15 protein-coding genes and 1 pseudogene are annotated in these 14,744 nt (G+C 34.5%); 4 read left to right on the top strand and 12 right to left on the bottom strand.

Annotated features, from left to right (window positions below; all coding sequences use genetic code 11):
- Nucleotides 1-30: 30 nt before the first annotated feature.
- The 3 genes and pseudogenes from MNO09_RS11940 to MNO09_RS11935 all read right to left on the bottom strand — a co-directional run bounded on the left by MNO09_RS11940 (nucleotide 31) and on the right by MNO09_RS11935 (nucleotide 1,456).
- A complete protein-coding gene (locus tag MNO09_RS11940; protein ID WP_000505612.1) occupies nucleotides 31-819 on the bottom strand; it encodes a helix-turn-helix domain-containing protein in 789 nt (262 codons plus the stop codon).
- Nucleotides 820-1,080: 261 nt separating this feature from the next.
- A pseudogene (locus MNO09_RS31005) lies at nucleotides 1,081-1,249 on the bottom strand (GNAT family N-acetyltransferase); the annotation flags it as partial.
- Between the two features lie 3 nt (nucleotides 1,250-1,252).
- Nucleotides 1,253-1,456 carry a hypothetical protein gene (locus tag MNO09_RS11935; protein WP_000810206.1) on the bottom strand — a complete coding sequence of 68 codons (204 nt, stop codon included), beginning with the start codon at nucleotides 1,454-1,456 and terminating at the stop codon, nucleotides 1,253-1,255.
- A 152-nt stretch (nucleotides 1,457-1,608) separates the two neighbouring features.
- On the opposite strand from MNO09_RS11935, the gene MNO09_RS11930 reads away from it, so the two are divergent.
- Nucleotides 1,609-2,421 (top strand): GNAT family N-acetyltransferase, encoded by an 813-nt coding sequence (locus MNO09_RS11930; RefSeq protein ID WP_000108767.1) that lies wholly within the window; start codon nucleotides 1,609-1,611, stop codon nucleotides 2,419-2,421.
- A gap of 171 nt (nucleotides 2,422-2,592) precedes the next feature.
- Complete coding sequence (locus MNO09_RS11925) at nucleotides 2,593-2,805, top strand: CsbD family protein (RefSeq protein WP_000160658.1); 213 nt, start codon at nucleotides 2,593-2,595, stop codon at nucleotides 2,803-2,805.
- Between the two features lie 227 nt (nucleotides 2,806-3,032).
- Here MNO09_RS11925 and MNO09_RS11920 read toward each other — a convergent pair whose 3' ends face one another.
- The 4 genes from MNO09_RS11920 to MNO09_RS11905 all read right to left on the bottom strand — a co-directional run bounded on the left by MNO09_RS11920 (nucleotide 3,033) and on the right by MNO09_RS11905 (nucleotide 6,496).
- Complete coding sequence (locus tag MNO09_RS11920; RefSeq protein WP_002096386.1) at nucleotides 3,033-4,511, bottom strand: DUF4822 domain-containing protein; 1,479 nt, start codon at nucleotides 4,509-4,511, stop codon at nucleotides 3,033-3,035.
- A gap of 445 nt (nucleotides 4,512-4,956) precedes the next feature.
- A complete protein-coding gene (locus MNO09_RS11915; RefSeq protein WP_001983516.1) occupies nucleotides 4,957-5,208 on the bottom strand; it encodes a DUF2164 domain-containing protein in 252 nt (83 codons plus the stop codon).
- Nucleotides 5,209-5,225: 17 nt separating this feature from the next.
- Nucleotides 5,226-5,678 (bottom strand): peptidoglycan recognition protein family protein, encoded by a 453-nt coding sequence (locus tag MNO09_RS11910; RefSeq protein ID WP_000402968.1) that lies wholly within the window; start codon nucleotides 5,676-5,678, stop codon nucleotides 5,226-5,228.
- Nucleotides 5,679-5,692: 14 nt separating this feature from the next.
- On the bottom strand, nucleotides 5,693-6,496 hold the full coding sequence (locus MNO09_RS11905) for a protein phosphatase 2C domain-containing protein (protein ID WP_000865497.1): 804 nt from the start codon (nucleotides 6,494-6,496) through the stop codon (nucleotides 5,693-5,695).
- 144 nt (nucleotides 6,497-6,640) lie between these two features.
- Between MNO09_RS11905 and MNO09_RS11900 the strand changes: the two genes are divergently transcribed.
- Nucleotides 6,641-7,450, top strand: coding sequence for a YitT family protein (locus tag MNO09_RS11900; protein ID WP_000251341.1), 810 nt, complete (start codon nucleotides 6,641-6,643; stop codon nucleotides 7,448-7,450).
- Between the two features lie 20 nt (nucleotides 7,451-7,470).
- Here MNO09_RS11900 and MNO09_RS11895 read toward each other — a convergent pair whose 3' ends face one another.
- Nucleotides 7,471-7,842, bottom strand: coding sequence for a VOC family protein (locus MNO09_RS11895; RefSeq protein WP_001246940.1), 372 nt, complete (start codon nucleotides 7,840-7,842; stop codon nucleotides 7,471-7,473).
- Between the two features lie 235 nt (nucleotides 7,843-8,077).
- Here MNO09_RS11895 and MNO09_RS11890 point away from each other — a divergent pair, with 235 nt between their 5' ends.
- Nucleotides 8,078-9,610: a BA3702 family sensor histidine kinase gene (locus MNO09_RS11890; RefSeq protein ID WP_000087690.1), complete on the top strand. Its 1,533-nt coding sequence runs from the start codon at nucleotides 8,078-8,080 to the stop codon at nucleotides 9,608-9,610.
- A gap of 47 nt (nucleotides 9,611-9,657) precedes the next feature.
- Here MNO09_RS11890 and MNO09_RS11885 read toward each other — a convergent pair whose 3' ends face one another.
- From MNO09_RS11885 to MNO09_RS11870, 4 genes are all read right to left on the bottom strand, one after another.
- Nucleotides 9,658-10,269 carry an alpha/beta hydrolase gene (locus MNO09_RS11885; RefSeq protein ID WP_000975460.1) on the bottom strand — a complete coding sequence of 204 codons (612 nt, stop codon included), beginning with the start codon at nucleotides 10,267-10,269 and terminating at the stop codon, nucleotides 9,658-9,660.
- Between the two features lie 24 nt (nucleotides 10,270-10,293).
- Entirely contained in the window at nucleotides 10,294-11,232 is a 939-nt protein-coding gene (locus MNO09_RS11880; protein WP_088107043.1) for a ring-cleaving dioxygenase, read from the bottom strand.
- A gap of 382 nt (nucleotides 11,233-11,614) precedes the next feature.
- Complete coding sequence (locus MNO09_RS11875; RefSeq protein WP_000005190.1) at nucleotides 11,615-13,183, bottom strand: FMN-binding glutamate synthase family protein; 1,569 nt, start codon at nucleotides 13,181-13,183, stop codon at nucleotides 11,615-11,617.
- 67 nt (nucleotides 13,184-13,250) lie between these two features.
- The gene (locus MNO09_RS11870; RefSeq protein WP_000204412.1) at nucleotides 13,251-14,378 is read right to left on the bottom strand and encodes an alkene reductase; all 1,128 of its coding nucleotides are present in this window, start codon (nucleotides 14,376-14,378) and stop codon (nucleotides 13,251-13,253) included.
- Between the last annotated feature and the right edge of the window lie 366 nt (nucleotides 14,379-14,744).

The following is a 14,744-nucleotide window of genomic DNA, read 5'->3' as shown; positions in this document are numbered from 1 at the left end:
TAACTTTTAATAAAAATATGTTTTCTCCTATTAAAAATTATCCACTTTTTCTCTCACTTTCTTTTTCAGTTTAAAAATAAGACGATTACTATATTCTTTATTTTCTACTAAAATTCGATACGCCTCTAATACTCCTAACACACGAACAAAAAGATAAACTCCGATAGCAATAAGTACAATACAATAAGGGTGATACTGTACTAATTCTCCTGAAGTGATATGCTTTTTCTCAAGCAAAAACGGGATTGCGCCTGCGGCTATAAAACAAAATCCAATGATCATTACTGCCGCATACTTTTTCTTAATAATTGCATATCTTTTTGTCAATTCTTTTAGAAAGTTTTGATCAAATAATAGTTCTTCCTTTTTCAATACATTGTATCGACTCTCTTCTATCGTTGCAGATACCATCATTGCTCCAATTCCAAGAACAGCAATAATAATGACAAGGAATGTCGACAGTGTTGCATCTTCCTTAAATAATAAATACGGTATTGTAGATAAAATAAGCAAACTAAATCCTAACGCAATATATTTAGAAATTTTTTGTCCATATACTATATACCCTTCTGCCATTTCCTTACTTACATAATAACCATCCACATTTTCATTACTTTGCTCAGCAGTTTCTTTTAATAAATAATCGAGTGATACTTCAAATACATTTCCAATCATTATTAACTTTTCAGTTTCAGGAAAACCTTGACCGTTTTCCCATTTACTAACCGCTTGCCTTGTTGTGTTTAATTTCTCAGCTAATGCTTCTTGAGAAAGCCCCTTTTCTTTTCTTAATTTAAAAAGCTTCTCACCAAATCCCATATGTGTGTCCCCCTTTGTTTTCTTAACTAAATTGTATGTAAACATAGCCCTTATCTCTATCTTCCTGCGGTTGCACTTTGTCAACTTATGGTTGCGATTGTGTTATATAGCGGTTTTATATACGATTTAGCTATTTTTCTCCTAAGATTGTGGCGTTAATAAACCACCCTCCCCTAATAACTAATTATAACAATTAAAGGTAATTATTGTTATAAAAAATAAAAACTCCCTTATTCATTTAAAGGAGTTTTCGATATGAAATATTCCAATAGGGACTAATTTTTCTTCCTCATATTGATTCACAATTTCTTCTATACATTTTTGTATGTCATATAGCGACAGTATATGTTGTCATCTCCTTATATAAGGCATACTCATATATATGTAAAATATTACTCCTAATAACTCCCCTAATAAAAACACTTCTCAATAATCATAACGGCTTCTGCTTAAACTTTTCATAATGTCTTACTTTTAATAAAAGGATATTCCCGCAATCTGTACAAATATAAGCATCTACTGGTGAAGATGTGAACATCGTCTCCTTTTTCCGTATTTGTGCATAACCGACAAACTCTCCTTCTCCTATGTTATGAGAACCACAATTAGAGCATGTCTGCACGTCTTTCTGTTTCATGAGAGCACCACCTTTAATCTGTTTCCACTCCCTTCGACAGTTCACTTCCATTTCCCTTCCAAAAAACTTCTTATTCTCTTACATTTCAACAGGAATCTCAGAACAAACATCGTATATATACTATGAAATATATTTATTGACGGAGGAATAGTATGAGTACAGTTATGACACTCAATGCAGCTCAAGAAATTGAAAACGCAGAAATACATATGCTCTCTTCTAGACTAAAAGCACTACAAGCGTTAGCTGAAAATCCAATGCAAGTACAAATGAAAAAGTTCGGGAGTGCCACTGCCTTTTCATCAAAAATAATTGCTGGTCCTGCTTTTAACACAGTAAAAGGCGTTACCTTTACAAATACAGATGAGATAGATGAAACCATCTCTTATTATCAATCGCTACAAATCCCTTGTCGTTTTGAAATTACACCCGCTCAAGGTACAGCTGAATTATTTCAATATTTATCTCAAAAAGGATTTTACCAATCCAGCTTCCATACCGCTTTATATAGTATACCGAGAGAAGATCCATCCCTTCTTCCTTCTAACATTTCAGTACGCCAACTAAAAGAAAATGAATTTCATATTTTTGCAGACATATATGTACGTGGATTTAACATGCCACCCTTTACAAAAGATGGCGTACGGCAAAATAACGAAATTCTCTACAATAAACCTGGCTGGCATTTTTTCATAGCCGAAGTTCAAAATACTCCTGCAGGCATTGGTGTCCTGTATATAAATAATGGGATTGCTTCATTAGCTGCTTCTGCTACTTTGCCAGAATTTCAGCGTAAAGGCTGTCATACTGCCTTAATTCAAAAACGAATAGAAAAAGCCCTAGCGAAAAACTGTCATTTAATAGTCGGACAAGCAAGGTTCGGTAGCGGCAGTCAAAATAATATGGAACGTGCCCATATGAAAATTGCTTATACAAAATCAATATGGACTGCAAAAGACATGTAATTTACATTCTTTCTCTTCTCATTACAATTTTATACATTTCATGACAATTCCTTTTCTATCCTATTAATCATTTGAATATTCAAACTATATTTGTTACGCTATTACTAGATACATCATTCAACTTGCAATATGAAAAGAGAATTCTAATCAAACTACAAGGAGGAGAAATGTATGACTAAACATAATCATGGTTTAAAAGAAAAAGTAGAAGGTGCTATTGATAAGGTAAAGGGTGAAGTAAAAGAAGTTGTCGGGAAAGTAACTGACAACAAAAAATTACAAGCCGAAGGAAAATGGGATAAAGTGAAAGGCACTGCTAAAGATACGGTTGGTAATGTAAAAGAGAAAGTACATGAATATAAAGAGCATAAAGAGAATAAATAAAAAAGAACAAAGATGTATGGTGGTGCAAGTAGGGAGTTACTAGATCCGAGAAAAAAGAATTTGTATTTTATATTTACCTGTAAAATCATTTTAAAACGACAAATAGATGCCTTCAGGCATCTATTTGTCTATAAACAGCTATTTTTCTTCTACTATATAACTTCCTAATCACTGAGGCTTCTCCTTACCAACATTCCCCAACATAATACCTTTGCTAGAGTAAAAGATTACTTTGTGAAATTTGGTTTTAGGTCGCCTGTATACGGTTCGTGCTCAACAAAGATTTTTATATCTTTTCCATTCGCATCTTTCCCGATTCTTGTATACGTAAATTTCTCTTTATTTAACTCTGTAAGTTCAAGGACCGCACCATATTTATTATTTCCTAACGAAGCGTGAGCTCTTATTTTATTCCCATGTACAACATCGAAGAAACCATAATCCCCACGACTTACCCCTGTGTTCACATTAAAAAACTCATATTTATTTGTATTTTTATCATATTTTGCTAGACTGATTAAGTTTGAGTTGTATTTTGTTACATTGTTACCCTGTTCGTCTAATACCACCGTTCCGTTCCATAGTGTACTAGATAAAATTTCATCTCCATCAACGTCTGTAACTATTTTCCCTGTCGAGATTTCTAAATTTTTATCCGGTCGCGTGAAAGAAAGTTCTTTTTCATGGTAAGGAACATGTTCAACAAACACTTCTACATCGTTCCCTTTTGCATCTTTCCCCATTCTTTTATATGTAAATTTCTCCTTGTCTAATTGCGTTAATTCAACAACTGCCTGATAATTTTGCGTTTCAGAAATTAACACTCTTTTCTTTCCATCATTCGTTATAAAAAAGGTACCGCTATCATTACGACTTTCTCCTGTACTTGCATTAAAAAATTCATACCTTGCAGTTTTAGCATCATACTTTGCAAGCCCGATGAAATTTTGATTTTCTTTCGTTACATCATTATGATCTTTGTCATAGACTTTTGTCCCTTTCCAATTTGTTTCACCAAGTATGCTAGCTAGTAGTTGCCCTTTCGTTTGCTCGGTTTGTTTAGTTTCTTGTATTACATTGTATAAAAATTGTGCGTACTGTTCACGCGTCACATCCATACTTGGAGCAAATTTCCCTCCTCCTACTCCTTTTGCAATATTATTTGTTTGAACAGCACTAATTGCATTTCTTGCCCATGAGTTCGTTGAAACGTCATTAAAAGTATGATCACTCTTTGCCTTTAAATGAAAAGCATTTGTAAGAACTTGTGCCATCTCTGCACGTGTTAAGGATGCCTTCGGTCTAAAGTCCCCATGCTCGTCACCCGTAAAAACGCCCATTTCTGTTAAAGATAAAATTTCCTTTATATAGCTTGTCGAATCTTCGCTTACGTCCCCATATGGGTTCTCATAATTTTTGTTTTCTGCCATATTAAAATAACGATACATTAAAGCTGCAACTTGTTCGCGTGTTACGTTATCGCCAAAACCAAATCTCCCATCATCATAGCCGAAAATGATTTTCTCACCTGTTAATTGATGAATCGCCTCATATGCCCAGTGCCCCTTTGGAACATCTTTGAATACACCAGTATGATTCGTTTGTGGTGTAACCTCTTCTGCTTTCACCTCTCCATTTTTTTCACTTAATAGACTTCCACCTAAAACTGCTGATATGATACATGTTTTTAAAATTGTTTTATTCATAACTTCCCAATCCCTTCCTTCATTTAACAAAGAATTACACCACTTATCTTCCAAAAGAAGATTCTATGTGAGCAATTCATGTTTTACATTTTGATTACAGCTAATTGGTTACACCTCCAAAGTTCTTTTTCGTAGTATCCATAGCTGTTATATATAGGAATTATAAATAGCAACTATAAATTGCCCATAAATAAATTATTAAAAAAAGATAAAATTAAGATAATATATTTTTAATCTCAATCTAAAAAAACGTTATTCTTTCTCATCTAGCTTGTTAAGAAAGAATAACGTTTTTAGTTCTAGGGTTCTTTTTGACAAAAAAAAGAGAAACTTTATTTTATATGCCAAAAAACAACTTCACGGCCTTTTCCAAACAGAACATCGGAAAAAGCCGTGGCATAATACTTATTTTATAATTGACGGAATACGGCCAAAATGGCTCTTTTTACTTCCCTTCACTCTTCTCTAACACATACAAATCTTCTTCAATATTAGATAGTTTCTCTGTTACAAGCTTTCTAGCATCTCCAATCGCTTGATTGTATGCAAATGGCCCTACTAATTTAATCATTTCTTCTATTAAACGCTCTGCTTGGAAACGCCCAATTTCATCTAAATCTTCTTCAACGAAAAATTGCTGAATTTGTGCTACTAGCTCTTCTTTTTTATCATTTGGTATTTTTATATTCATCATCATTTCTTACTCCTCTATATTTAAGATAGTACGTTTCTTAACTCTACCATAGAAAAGCGATTGCCAGGACAACTTTTTGTAACTCCTTCTAGCTCCCTATGACCGAGTATATTTTCTTTCTTTATAACAAACTGCTTCATAAACATTTTACATAAAGAATACAATGCATTCATTTGTGCGGTAGTTGGATCATATTTATCAAAATTACCCGTCATACATATTCCAATTGTATCTCTATTATTATCTTTCGCATGTGCTCCAATATGTAAACCTCGCCCTTCGACTACAGTTCCATCTTCTTCAATAAAATAATTGTAACCAATCCCGCTCCATCCTCTTACTTTTTGATGAAATTCATGTGTTTTATACACATCCCATCCATCTTCGGATGTATGGTGGATAATCAGTTTATTAACTTTCTCTAAAGGAACTAATTCATCTTGAAATGTTAAATTAACACATTTGATTTCCATTTGAACGTCCTCCCTTAAAAATCAATCATCATAATTGTTTTATCATCTGGTCTTATTCTCTTTTCCTCTTCTAGCTCTTCAATAATTGCTACATATTCATTTATACTATTCCTTCTTATATATGCAACAGTTTGTTCAAGTGGCCAATCTGGATGGAATAATCCGTCTGAACAAATAAAAATCCCGCTCACTTCATCTATATGTAGTTCACCATGTTGTAAATAATGTATCGCTTCTTTCATTCCATTCGCAACAGAATACCCGCCCTGCATATTTGCAAGATAACGATTATATTTTAACTGTTCTCGCACATCTTGAAAAACATGTTCTTCTGGTACAGATAACCCTTTTTTACGATCCTCTTCTCTCTTCTTTTTTGCTCGTTTACTAATTCCTTCAACCGTGTCTTGCGTTAATACTTGCATCGTTCCATTTTGAAGTATTGCAACAATCATACAGTCCCCTAACTGTGCGTATTCAATTTTCTCACCATCTATTTGAACTGCCGCAATACATGTACACCACAAATGCTCTTTCTTTCTCGTATCTACTTCATACTCTAACATTTTGCTTTGCAATGCTTCATTTGCTTTTGCAACGGCAACTTGCAAACTATGATTTTCACGTAATGAAGTAAAATAACTTGCAAATAAATGCGAAGCGATGTATGCTCCATTATGTCCCTTTTCATCACGAAACGGGACGAGCGGTGTTGCACCATCACATACACCATACATCTTTTTTTCTTCATTACAAAAATAAGAATCCTCACATTCTTGCTTCAACGGGCTTTTCTGTTGATACGTTTTTACCTTCATATCTGTATCCCCTTTCAAATGATAAAATACTCGAATTCTTTTGATTAATCTAATTTCCCGAAATAAACTGTTTTTACGCAAAACTTTCAATATCATATATAATCTTGAAATAATATGAATTTTTTAGTGAAGGACGGGAAAGAGATGGTCAGATTTCTTGGTGTTATTATCGGTTCTATTATTATTGCGATTGCATTTAATCTTTTCCTTATCCCCCACAAAATTTTAAGTAGTGGAATTGGCGGAATTGCTATTATTTTAGGGATTGTAACGCCTGTAAACACAGGTATTATTAACTTTGTATTAAACTTACCTATCCTTATTTTAGGATACATAGGCCTTGGAAAAAAAGTGATTTTTAACACTGTTATCTCTGTTATTGTATTATCTGTTGCATTATACTACGTTCCAGTAAAAGTCGTAGCAACAGACCCACTTTTATCATCTATCTTTGGTGGTGTCATTGCTGGAGCTGGTATCGGCCTTGTTTTTAACTGTAATGGATCAACTGGTGGATTTGATATTATCGGTATGCTATTGTCTCGAAAAAGAGACATTAAACTTGGTGGATTCCTTATTATTTTAAATGCAGTCGTTGTAATAATTGCAGGATTCTTCTTCACTTGGGATGTTGCTCTTACAAGCTTACTATCAATTTATGTAACTGGTAAAGTCATCGATGCTATTCATACGAAACATCGAAAGGTTACACTTATGATTGTAACAAATGAAGCAGAAAAAATGAAAAAACAACTTCTTTCAACTGTTGTACGTGGAATTACATTACTTGATGGTGAAGGTGCTTATTCCAGCGAAAAAAAACGTGTACTTATGACCGTCATTTCTCGTGAAGAATTAGCAAGTATGAAATTAACAATTTCCGAAATTGACCCTCATGCATTCGTTAACATTACCGAAACGGTTGAAGTATTAGGATTGTTTAGAAAAGGTTAAAAAACTAGGTGGATTTCCACCTAGTTTTTATTTTCCATAAATTCAATTCGATTTCCGAACGGATCTGACACATAAAATCTAATTACATCTGGCCGTGCATGATCATCTATTACTTCAATGCCTTGCTTTATTAACTCCTGTTTAAATTCATCAATTTTTAAAACATAAAAAGCTGGATGCGCCTTTTTAGCTGGATTGAAGTTTTTCTCAACTCCGATATGAATCTCTTGATTTCCACACTTAAACCAGCACCCACCACGCTTCTTTAATTCCTCTGGCTTCGTTATTTCCTCCATACCAATTTTATTACCGTAAAACTCTCGTGCTTCTTCTTCACACCCTACAGGCGCAGCTACTTGCACATGATCGATACCTTGAATATAATTTCTCATTTTCTCTCCCCCTCTTCTACCCTAATGTTATAAAGAAAACCTACTCCTGTAACTTACAAAAGATTTATAAAACAATATAAGCTCCCCTTATTACGACCTTACACTCACTTTTCCAAAATAAAGAAAACAAAATTTATTATATAACTTCCATTTTTTATAGAAATACACATTACATCTATATTATAGTTATGGATAGACAAATCTTTTTAGATGCTATTTGTACGGAGGAACTATTATGAGTCGTAAAAAATATTCATCAACTCAAAGAAAACGTCATCCGAACATTTCTAGACGTTTGCGAAACCATATACAAGATCGTTCATTAACAGAAATGTACGCATCTCTGTTCGAACACAATCCTGATAGTATTATTTCATTAAATTTAGAGGGAGTTATACTACATATAAATCCTTCTGCCGAAAGAATATTAGGTTACAATTCTTTAGAATTAGAACAGAAAAATATTACCTCTATTTTAGAAGCTCATATTTCTGAGCAAGTATTACAAAATATAAAGAATACTGAAGCAGATAATCAACAAGAGTATATCTTATCTATTTATCATAAAAGTGGATTCTTATTAGACGTCGTGACAAAACTAGTTCCTATTTTTGTCCAAAATCGTCTAACTGGCGTATATACTATTATGAAGCCTCTTGAAAAATCAGAAAGAATTGAGAATATGCTAAAAGAAAGTGAGAAGAGGTTACGTACATTAGTGAACTCCATGCCTGCGTTTGTTATATTTAAAGATCATGAGGGGCGCTGGCTTGAGGCAAATGATTACGCACTTTCTTGTTTCAATTTCCATCATGTACCTTACCATGGGAAAAAAGATAGTGAACTCATTCAATATAACGAAGCGTACCGAGAGGCTTTTTTACATTGTGAAGAAGTCGACGAACTAGCATGGCAACAAAGACAAATTCTTCATGGCGAGGAATTTATTATTCATAGAGATGATTTCGATCTAATCTTAAGTATATCGAAAGTTCCACTTTATCATCCTGACGGCTCCCGTAAAGGTCTTATCGTAATGGGAAGAGATGTTACCGAGCTAAAAGAAACGGAAAAGTTATTACGAAAATCAGAAAAGCTCGCAGTAGTCGGACAACTGACAGCTGGAATTGCCCATGAAATTCGAAATCCACTCACTTCTCTAAAAGGTTTTCTAACATTGCTACTCCCTGAAATAAATGAGGAGCAGAAATGGTATATCGATGTTATGTTAAGTGAGATTTCACAAATGGAATCTATCACGAGTCAATTTATGGCGATGTCTAAACCACAAGTATTATCTATCCAAACTTGTAACATACAAGCTTTAATTGAAGAGGTAGTTACATTTATTTTACCAACAGCTATTATGCATAGTGTTCATATCATTATGGATCATTTTGATTACAAACATGATATTCAATGTGATGGTAACCAATTAAAACAAGTTTTTATAAATATATTAAAAAATGCGATAGAAGCAATGCCAAATGGCGGAAATATTTACATCCAAACAAAACCATTAGATGATACCTTTATTTTAATACGGATTATCGATGAAGGTTGTGGTATCCCAGAAGAACGTATCTCTCGTTTAGGCGAACCATTTTATAGTTTAAAAGAAAAGGGAACAGGACTAGGATTAATGATGTGTTACAAAATAATTGAAGAACATCATGGTAAATTACACATTTCAAGCGAGTTAGATAAAGGTACGATCGTTGATATTCAACTTCCGCTTTCTTCATCTCATCTTGCAATTCAGTCGTAAAAAAAGAAGCATCTGCTAATTGTTAGCAGATGCTTCTTTTTTTACTTTTATAATACTGTATTGACATACCATTCTTTTGCTTTTTCTACTTCATCCATCGTTAATTGATGTCCTCTATTTTCCCAATGCATTGTAACAGTAGCGTTTGCATTCTCTAATAGTACCTTCAATTCCTCTGACTCCGCTGATGAACAAATCGGGTCATTTGTCCCAGCAGCGATAAATACGGATTTCCCCGCTAAATTAGGCAATTGTGTTCCTCTTCTAGGTACCATTGGGTGATGAAGGACAGCACCTTTTAATGCATTTTCGTAATGGAATAATAAGCTTGCAGCAATGTTTGCTCCATTTGAATAACCGATAGCTAAAATATTATTTCTATCAAATTCATATGTTTTTGCAGCTTCATCTAAAAACTCATTTAATTCCTTCGTACGGAAAATCAAATCCTCTTCATCAAAAATGCCTTCTGCTAATCGGCGGAAGAAACGTGGCATGCCTTGTTCTAATACATTTCCCCTAACACTTAATACAGATGCTTCTGGATCAATTATTTCTGCAAGTGGTAATAAATCTAATTCATTGCCTCCTGTACCATGAAGTAATAACAACACTGGTTTTGACGTATCTTTTCCTTTTTGAAAAACATGTTTCATCATAATCCTTTTCCCCTTTCAATCACTTTAATCTAAATTTCTCACTTCAAATGGTAAAAGTGTTTGTTCAATTTGTTTTCTATGTGGTTCATATTGCTCTGGTAACTTTAATTCCTCACCCATCGTCTCTAACGATTCGTCATGAGCGAAACCAGGAGGGTCTGTTGCAATTTCAAATAAAATTTCCCCGTGTTCTCTAAAATAAATTGCGTTAAAATAATTGCGATCTTGTACAGGAGTTACGTGGTATCCAAAACGAGACACATGTTCTTTCCAGTCGAGTTGATCATCATCGTTAGTCGCTCTCCAAGCAATATGGTGGACTGTACCAACACCCATTTGGCCACGCCCGATTGTCGATAGCCTCAAGTCGATAATATTCCCAATATCAGCAGAAGAACGGAATCGAACGAATTCACCTTCTTCTCCAATTTTCTCAAGACCCATAACATGCTCTAACAATTCAGCTGTTTTTTGAGGTTGTGCAGATAAAAGAACAGCACCGCCAAATCCTTTAATTGCTACTTCTGGCGTAACTTCTCCAAAAGTCCAATTATTTAATTCGCCTTCTTCTCTTTCTACTAATTCTATATGCAAACCATGTGGATCATCAAATTCTAAATACTGCTCTCCAAATCGAGTCATTTTTGTATACGAAATATCGAATTTTTCTAATCTATTTTCCCAAAACTCCATTGCGCCCTTTGGTACGACATAAGACGTAATGCTTACTTGACCGTCACCAATAATTCCTTCACGAGCACCTGCCCATGGGAAAAACGTAATAATTGTTCCAGGCTTTCCTCCTTCGTTACCAAAATAAAGATGGTACGTGCCTGGATCATCAAAATTCACTGTTTGTTTCACTAAACGTAAACCTAACACACCAGCATAAAAATCTACATTTTCTTGTGGGTGTCCTACGATTGCTGTAATGTGATGAATTCCCATTGTTTTCTTTTCCATTTTCTCCGCCCCTTTTTATTTCATTTTAAAAAATTTTATACATTAAAATTCATTATTCATTTTGTCCATGCTGCAAAGTAAAATCCATCGTTATGATTTTATCTTCAATTCGAGATATAAGTTGTGAAATTACGCATTATCTTCTATATCACTAAATTTATCTCGAATTCGAGATAAATTCCAAAAAATATTTACTCCATCTGAAATCTTTATTCGGAAATAAATTATCTTGAATTCAATATTTATTATAAGTTACTTACTTTTAGTTGTCAATAAGCACTTATTTTCATTTTAAATCAAAAGAGAGTAAATGCTAGTTAGCATTTACTCTCTTCGCTAATTATTTCGTATGACTTTTAATCTACTAAACGTAGCTTATCTTCTATTTACTACTAGGAAACAATTCTGAAAGAGGAACTACCCGCCCCACCTCATCTTTAAACACAATATGCTCTCTCGTTAAATGACGCGGGCTCTTTACTCCCGCTGCTGCCGCAAGTGAGAACAAACTATATCTCATACTAACAACATAATTCATTACTCGCCATTTCTTCTCATACGGATCTAGCGCTTTTTGATAGTGCGGATTCGTCGTGGCAACTCCAGATGGACATTGTCCGGAATTACATTGAAGTGCCATTATACAGCCACTTGCCATCATAAATCCACGTGCTGAATTTACAGCATCTGCACCAATAGCTAAAGCAATTGCCACTTTATCTGGTGTAATTAATTTCCCTGAGGCAAACACTTTGAATTTGTCCCGAACACCGTAATGATTCGCTGTATCAATACATGTCAGTAATGCTGGAATAAGCGGTATTCCCATACTATCTGCCATTGATTTATACGTAGCACCTGATCCACCTTCTGAACCATCAATTGTAATGAAATCTGGATAAATATTTAACTCTTTCATCGTTTTGAATAAATCTTCCAACGGTTCCTGCTGTCCAATTACAATCTTCATCCCAACTGGTTTACCGCCGTTTTCTTGCAAACGTTGAATAAAATAAAGTGTATCTACTGCATTCTTTAAAAATGGAAATCGATTCGGTGAATTAATCGTTTCTCCTTCTCGCACATTCCGAACAGAAGCAATTTTCTCATTTACTTTTTGTCCTTCTAGATGGCCACCACGTATTTTCGCACCTTGCCCAAATTTCAATTCGAATGCTTTAATATTACTTTCTTTTGCTTTCTCCATAAATTTCTCCATTGAAAAATTACCATCCTCATCACGATATCCAAATAATCCTGGACCAATTTGCGCAACGATATTCGCACCTGTATGTAAATGTTCTGGAATAACGCCACCTTCGCCAGTATTAATCCACGATCCGCCAGCCATCTTCGCACCAAACCCGCTCGCTAAAATATAATTTTCCCCAATCGCACCGTAAGAAGTCGCAGATGCCCCAAACATGCCATGTAGCTTCCACGGATATTTGCGGTTTTCACCGACGATAATTGCATCGTCTTCTTCATATAACCAAAGATTCGTTGTATCCGCTGTCAATTTTTCTCTTCGTGAAAATAACCCTTCTTTATGAATCACATACTTTTTCCCTTCACGTTCTTGCGTTACATTCACACTTAATTCATCTGTTAATTTCGGAAATAATGTATTAGCGATATAATATCCAGATGCATCAAAATCTCGTTTTGATCCAAAACCGAGTATTTCTGAACGGTATTTTGCTAGAAACATTACACTTTGAAAATCATAACGTGAAAAGGGCTTTCCATCCGTATCATGATCAAACCAATATTGCCTAAATTCCGGTCCTATCTTTTCAAGTAAATAACGCATCCTTCCTAAGTATGGATGTAACTTTAATATAGAATGATGCGTCCGTTTTTTAATAAAAAATGTAATAATAAAAAAAATGATTAATAGTAACATCAATAAGAGCAATATACTAATAATAACGAGTAGCGTTTCACTCATCCCGCTTCCTCCTATGAAAATCCATAATAAAAGGAGAACACCTGATGTGTTCTCCTTTTATCTTTATTCAAATTAATGTAGCAAGATGCTCTTTCGCATCATATTCAACTAAACTTTCAGCATTTTTAATTCGATGAACAAAATCTGGATTAGCTATTAAAGGTCTTCCGAATGCCACTACATCAATTGTTCCTTCTTGCAACGCTTCTTCAGCCTCTTTCGGATTTAAATTCCCTACTCCTACAATCGTACCCTCCCAATATTTTCTTACTAATTGATGAAAATTCTTTCCGTCAGCAATAACTGCCGTATAATTCATCGTTGAAGGGTGAATCATCGTTAATCCAACTTCGTTGAACATATTTACAAACATTTCAATTGCAAGTTCAGGGTTTTCCCACATATAAGTTGGATTATCACCTTTGAAAGCAGAGAAACGAAGAAGTGTTTTATCAGCCCCAACAGCTTCTATTACAGCCTCCGTTACTTCTTTCATAAACGTTAGCCTTTGCTTTAAATCTCCGCCGTATTTATCAGTACGCTTATTTGCGAACTCATAAGTAAATTGATCGATTAAATATCCGTGTGCCCCATGAATTTCTACTCCATCAAATCCAGCTTCGATCGCGTTTTTCGCAGCTTGTGCGTATTGACCAATCACCTCTTGTATTTCTTCTAACGTCATTGCTTCTGGCATGTCGAACGGTTTACGAAAACGCGGAACATTTCCCTCTGCAGCGATAGCAGACGGTGCTTGTGGCATTTGCCCACCAATTATCTCGTGATGACTCATACGGCCAACATGCCATATTTGAGCAATAATCGTTCCGCCTTCTTTATGTACTGCCTCTGTAACAGGCTTCCACGAATTGATTTGTTCTTGCGTATAAATTCCTGGCACTCCCGGATTCCCTTTTGCTCTTGGGCTAATGACGATTCCCTCTGTAATAATTAATCCAACTTCATCAGCTGCACGCTTTCTATAGTACTCGACTACATCAGTACCAACGACTCCCGTTTCATGATTCGCGAAACATCTTGTCATCGGTGCCATTGCTATGCGATTACGAAGAGACCAAGATCCAATTTGAATCGGGTCAAATAACTTCGTTTCTTCAATATTTTCAAAAGATCCCCAAGCGTTTATATTTGTTCCTTCATAAATACTTGCTGCTTTATTATTTGAACTTGTCATTTTTCTTCCCCCTAAAAAATTCTTACTATAATCGCATCATACTTACTTTTAGATAGTAACGTCAATTTATACGCTCTTATGTAGAAATATTCGTATAATAAAACTAACTGTTTTTTAACTTTAAGGGTTCTGGTATTCAAGACTCTTACTGTCTATTTTTATATTCAGTAAGTGGATGAGAAAAATACTTGTTAAGTGGATGTTTTCTTTTCTTCTAGTTTTATTACTATAGAATATATTGGTAATTGTTTTTCAAACTATTTACTAAAAAAAACGATTTCCACTGTACTATATTCAAACTTACAGTTACGAGGTTTCAATCATTCATTTGTTTTTTATTATACAAACAAAAATTTTAGGAACGAA

The organism is Bacillus sp. N5-665, assembly GCF_022637375.2.
GTDB classification, from domain to species: domain Bacteria; phylum Bacillota; class Bacilli; order Bacillales; family Bacillaceae_G; genus Bacillus_A; species Bacillus_A wiedmannii.
The sequence above is the reverse complement of the archived record's forward strand: the minus strand, read 5'-3'. Positions and strand labels throughout refer to the sequence as shown.

Bases quoted from the DNA above. Each gene is read 5' to 3' on its own strand.
- MNO09_RS11885 (WP_000975460.1), bottom strand. From the start codon at position 10,269: ATGATGAAACATGTTTTTCAAAAAGGAAAAGATACGTCAAAACCAGTG.
- MNO09_RS11890 (WP_000087690.1), top strand. From the start codon at position 8,078: ATGAGTCGTAAAAAATATTCATCAACTCAAAGAAAACGTCATCCGAAC.
- MNO09_RS11870 (WP_000204412.1), bottom strand. From the start codon at position 14,378: ATGACAAGTTCAAATAATAAAGCAGCAAGTATTTATGAAGGAACAAAT.
- MNO09_RS11940 (WP_000505612.1), bottom strand. From the start codon at position 819: ATGGGATTTGGTGAGAAGCTTTTTAAATTAAGAAAAGAAAAGGGGCTT.
- MNO09_RS11910 (WP_000402968.1), bottom strand. From the start codon at position 5,678: ATGGAAATCAAATGTGTTAATTTAACATTTCAAGATGAATTAGTTCCT.
- MNO09_RS11875 (WP_000005190.1), bottom strand. From the start codon at position 13,183: ATGAGTGAAACGCTACTCGTTATTATTAGTATATTGCTCTTATTGATG.
- MNO09_RS11915 (WP_001983516.1), bottom strand. From the start codon at position 5,208: ATGATGATGAATATAAAAATACCAAATGATAAAAAAGAAGAGCTAGTA.
- MNO09_RS11880 (WP_088107043.1), bottom strand. From the start codon at position 11,232: ATGGAAAAGAAAACAATGGGAATTCATCACATTACAGCAATCGTAGGA.
- MNO09_RS11935 (WP_000810206.1), bottom strand. From the start codon at position 1,456: ATGAAACAGAAAGACGTGCAGACATGCTCTAATTGTGGTTCTCATAAC.
- MNO09_RS11925 (WP_000160658.1), top strand. From the start codon at position 2,593: ATGACTAAACATAATCATGGTTTAAAAGAAAAAGTAGAAGGTGCTATT.
- MNO09_RS11900 (WP_000251341.1), top strand. From the start codon at position 6,641: ATGGTCAGATTTCTTGGTGTTATTATCGGTTCTATTATTATTGCGATT.
- MNO09_RS11905 (WP_000865497.1), bottom strand. From the start codon at position 6,496: ATGAAGGTAAAAACGTATCAACAGAAAAGCCCGTTGAAGCAAGAATGT.
- MNO09_RS11930 (WP_000108767.1), top strand. From the start codon at position 1,609: ATGAGTACAGTTATGACACTCAATGCAGCTCAAGAAATTGAAAACGCA.
- MNO09_RS11920 (WP_002096386.1), bottom strand. From the start codon at position 4,511: ATGAATAAAACAATTTTAAAAACATGTATCATATCAGCAGTTTTAGGT.
- MNO09_RS11895 (WP_001246940.1), bottom strand. From the start codon at position 7,842: ATGAGAAATTATATTCAAGGTATCGATCATGTGCAAGTAGCTGCGCCT.